This is a genomic window from Enterococcus sp. 5B3_DIV0040 (assembly GCF_002140755.1).
Classification (GTDB): Bacteria; Bacillota; Bacilli; order Lactobacillales; family Enterococcaceae; genus Enterococcus_D; species Enterococcus_D casseliflavus.
Map to the genome: position 1 here is coordinate 359,753 of NZ_NGLC01000003.1, position 4,971 is coordinate 364,723.

General features: G+C 30.6%; 2 protein-coding genes. Both read left to right on the forward strand.

All coding sequences use genetic code 11. The features are described from left to right. Window positions 1-106: 106 nt before the first annotated feature. Window positions 107-4,588, forward strand: coding sequence for a discoidin domain-containing protein (locus A5883_RS18885; protein WP_217809250.1), 4,482 nt, complete (start codon window positions 107-109; stop codon window positions 4,586-4,588). Between the two features lie 148 nt (window positions 4,589-4,736). Then, on the forward strand, window positions 4,737-4,971 hold a 235-nt coding region (locus A5883_RS19350; protein WP_176324042.1), incomplete at its 3' end, for a KxYKxGKxW signal peptide domain-containing protein.

Genomic DNA, 4,971 nt, shown 5'->3' on the forward strand with positions numbered 1-4,971 from the left:
AATAGAAGAAGGTAACACAACGAATATAACTCAACCTACAATGGAAGCGCCTTCGACGACAGAAGCAATAAATAATGGGGCAGAAAATATTGTAGGCAATGAAAGCGTGGAATTAGCAGAGACAACTTTAGAAGATCAAAATTTAGTAATAGAAAACCAATTTATTAGTAGAACGTTTGAAATTAAAGAGGGAAAGTTACAAACGACAGCAATAAAAAATAAATTAACAAATGAAACTTTAAATTTACTAGATTCTAAGGAATTTATTATTAAATTTAAAGAAGATGATAATGGAATCTCATTTAGTAAAGATAGAAAGCATTGGGGGTTATCGTCTTCATCTGAAGCAAAGTCATTAAATGAAGGTCCAATTACTTTTGCAATGGATGGTAATTTGAATACTATTTATCATAGTAATTATGGTCAAGGAACAGGAACTATAAATAAACTTCCAGTAACTGTTGAGTTTAGTTTCCCTGATAAAAAAGACATAAAAACTTTTATTTATGTTCCTAGGCAAAATGGTATAAATGGTAATATTAAAGAATTTAAAATTTATATAAAAAATGAAGATAATGAATTGTACAAAGAAATAAAGCACGACACATTATCTTCAGTCGGAACTTCTCCAGTATTTATAGATATGGGAAACCAAGAAAATGTGAAATCTTTAAAATTAGAAATCCTCTCTTCTCAAAACTCATTGCCTTATGTAAGCGCCTCTGAATTTGATGTATCGAATTTATCGGTTGAAGCACTTGTGAAGAAGATGCAATCAAGTCAACAGGAAAATGAGATTAGCTTAGATAAACTAGTTTTGAAAAAAAATGGTATTGAACGTAAATTAATGAATGATGGTGAAGAAATTATTTTTTCTTTTAAACCATATTCTTATAAAGAAAACTATCTTAACATAAAATATATTGTTAATTTACCAAAAAATTCAAAATATATCCAATCGCATATAGAAATTAGTATTACTGGAGAAAATTCTGATAGTTTATTGATTGATACAATTGATATGCAGTCTTATAAATTACCTGATAGTGTAACAATTCATGATTTTTCATCGCAACCATCAATTAGTGAGATGGCAGGTTTTAATGGATTTTATGCAGGTTTAGGACAACCAGTGTATGTTAATAGTTTTTATACGGGTTCGGAATTTCCAGTTGCTTTAAATACGGTTACTCCGACAAATAATCTTTATTCACGATATTATGCAGGAAAATCATTGAGTGATTTAGGGGTGAATAATAGTGGATTTTATCGTTCTTGGAATACAGTTATTGGTGTAGCACGGTCAAATGATTATCAAGTGATTCAGCAAGATTTTTTTGATTATATTTCAAAAATTGGACAAAGTACTTATTTTCGAAAACAATTTAATTCATGGTTTGATTATATGAAAAATATTAATTCAGAAAATATTAAATCCAGTTTTAATGAAATAGAGAGAGGATTTGTTCTTGGTGGAATTTCACCACTTGATTCGTATGTTGTGGATGATGGATGGCAAGATATGACAACTTTGTGGAATTTCAATTCGAAATTTCCTAATAAACTTTATGATGTTAGTAAACAAGTTAAGCGATTTGGTTCAGATTTTGGACTATGGTTAGGACCTCAGGGAGGATACTCAGAACCTGGTAAATTGGCAGATAATCTTGTTAAAAAAGGATTAGGTTCAAAACATGCAGGTGTTGTTTATATTGGGGATAAGCGTTATACGGAGGGCTTAGCAAAAGTATTTGCAGAATATGAACATGAATTTGATATTAATTATTGGAAATTAGATGGGTTATTGTTAAATCCGCGTTCAGATTCTGATCCATCTGGCAATTATATTGGTGGTGGATTTAAAAACATGTATTCTATGACAGAAACCCATGAAAGATGGATTAAGTTATATCAAGTGATTCGCGAGAATGCTAGTGAGCCAGATAAGATGTGGATTAACTTGACTTCATATATTCCGCCATCACCATGGTTTTTACAATGGGTGAATTCGATATGGATGCAAAATACAGCAGATGTTGGTTATCAAGATGGTGTGAAGGAACCTGAATATGCACATTTAGATTTTGGTAATGATGCAAATGAAGCGATTACTTATCGTGATAATTCTTATGAAAAATTAGTTAATAATCGTAAGTGGCAGATACCTTTTGCCAATATTTATAATCATGATCCTGTATATGGAAATACAGCACATTCTGGAAAAACTTATTCTCCTAATGGTTCTAAAAGAGAAAAAATTAATTTTTCTACAGAAGACTTAAGAATTTATCTATATATGTTAGGAACAAGAGGAACAGGTTTTTGGGAATTTTATTATAGTCCTAGTATGATGGATGATGAGAAATGGTTAGTTAATGGGGAAGCAGTTAATTGGATTGAGAAAAACTATGAGACTTTAAAACATTCTAAATTTCATGGAGGAGTTCCTGGTCACGGCGAAGTTTATGGCTATTCTGCATGGGATGAAACTAATGGAATTCTTTCAATCAGAAATCCAATTAATAAAGAACAAAAATATAAACTAAAGTTAGATCGATTAGTCGGAGTACGCGAAGGAACCAGAAATATGCATCGTACTATTATACTTGGAGATAATAGGCATAATACAAAAGAGTTGATGAATTATGGAGATGAAGTATCAATTACTTTGAAACCTTATGAAACAGTTATTTTCCAGTATACCAAAGAAGCTGATCAAACTTCTGCAAATTTAGTTCATGTTTCCACCAAAAAAAATCAAACTATTATTTTGGAATTTAATGAGCCTATTTTTATTAATCATAGTGAATTTTTAGTGAATAATCATAGAATTGAAAGTTCTAAGTTATTGGCTGATTTACGTACAGTCGAAATCAAGCTTTTAGATAAATTAATGGATCGAGAAGAAGTCACTATACATTTTAAAAACATTATGGATAAGTCTCCTTATTCGAATATAACAAGTGGTCGAGTTACAGTTATTGCTTATGAAAACAATATCATTGAAGACATTTCAAAGGTGATTTATGGAGAAACTCTTGAAGAGGAAGGAATTGAGGGAACAGGTGAATTTTCTGTAACTATTCAAGCTAAAATTAATCACTATGGACAGCTACTTGCAGAGCAAAAAGATCAATGGCGATTATATGTTGATGATGCTGGACAAATTGTTTTTGATGTAAAAGGATTGAAAGTATCTTCAGCGCCATTTCTTCATTTAAAAGAGGATGACAAAGATCAACCAGATAGCTTAGTACCGTTGAGTAAAGAATTTGTTGTTACAGCAACAAGAATGAAAAATGGAAGTATAAAACTATATATCAATGGCAATCTTCGTAATACGATCTATAGTAAAGAGAATATTAATCACAACCTTGAAAAATCTGACTTGGTAGTAGGTACACAAGCATTTGCAGGGGAAATTAACCGTTTTATACTTATGAATAAAGACACTGATTACAAAGAAGCTTTAGAAATAATGGATATAATTAATCCAAGTGATAAATTACTTCCAATTGAAGTAAAAAAAGATATGACTAAAGCTAGTTCCTATGATCCTAATGATGGTGGAGAGCGACCAGCGAGCGCTGCTACTGATGGAGATAAAAGCACTTATTGGGCAAGTAATCCTAATAAAAACAATCTGGCTGAACCTCAATATCTGATTATTGAATTTGAAGAAAAACAACGGGTTTCAAAAATTAGATATACTCCAAGACAAGCTTCACCTACTGCTGTAGGAAATATTAAGAAAGTAGCTATAGAATATAGTAATGATGGAGCAATATGGAAAAAAGTTATATTTGACAATGGGGAAACCATAATAAATATTCCTACAACAATAATGTCAACTGATTTATCTTTTGAACCTGTAGAAGCTAAATATATTAAACTTTTAGCGTTGGAAACTCACCATTGGAATAACAATAAATTAAATCAAATTGTATCTGTTGCTGAACTTACTCCGTTGACAATAATAGAACCAAAAACTGAAGTTTTAGTAACTACATCGTATTTAAGAAATAGCATACAAAAATTAGAAGATTTATTATCTAAATCTAATGATACTAAATTGAAAAAGTATTTAGAAAACGTTGTATTTAAAGCTAGAGATTCTATGAATTCCAAAGACCAGTTAGTTATTGATGATTCTTTAAAACAGATTAATGAAGGTATTTCTTTGTTAGAAAAAAGTGTTAAACCACAAAGAAATGAGCAAAAAGATTTTTCACAAGGAACGGAAGGAAAAGATCAAGAGGTGTTTACAGGTGAGAGTGAATCAACAGAATTTTTGTATCCTATCAAAAATTCATCAAAAGCCTCAAAAGTTACTGATATGAAAGAAGGAGAAGAAAAAGATACTAAATATGACAATAGATTTAGTGAAACCAATGTATTAGTTGTTGATGAAACAATAGTGAAAAATACTAAACAAGAGGATATTTCCATTAGTGATGGGAAATATAATAACAAGGTCAGCGAATTGCCCAAGACAAATGATACTGTAAATATTATGACTCTTATTTCAGGAATTTTTATTAGTTTAATGAGTGTGGTTACCTTAAAAAAAAATAATAGAAAATCTTAAGTTTAGTGATGGTGCACATGTTTTGCATTTTTAAGCTAAGTTCAATAGTGTAGTTTTCATTAAATCATGGAAAGAAAATGACAAAACATGTGCATCCCATTAATGATGATTCTTCATGAGATATGGGATAGCAAGGAGAGGATTTTGCTTGGAAGTAAAAAGCGGTTTAAAATGTATAAAATATAAAAAAGGTAAAAAATGGGTTATAGCACCTATTTTATTTATAGGTGCCGCAAGTTTTTTAGTGAATAATGAGATTGTTAAAGCATCCGAACAACCAGTGACGAATCCAACAGTAACAGAAAGCTTTGATGGGAATAGCAGTGTTTTGGATAATGGAGGCAGTAGTGAAGTAATAACAGATGAGACAGTTAATATAACAG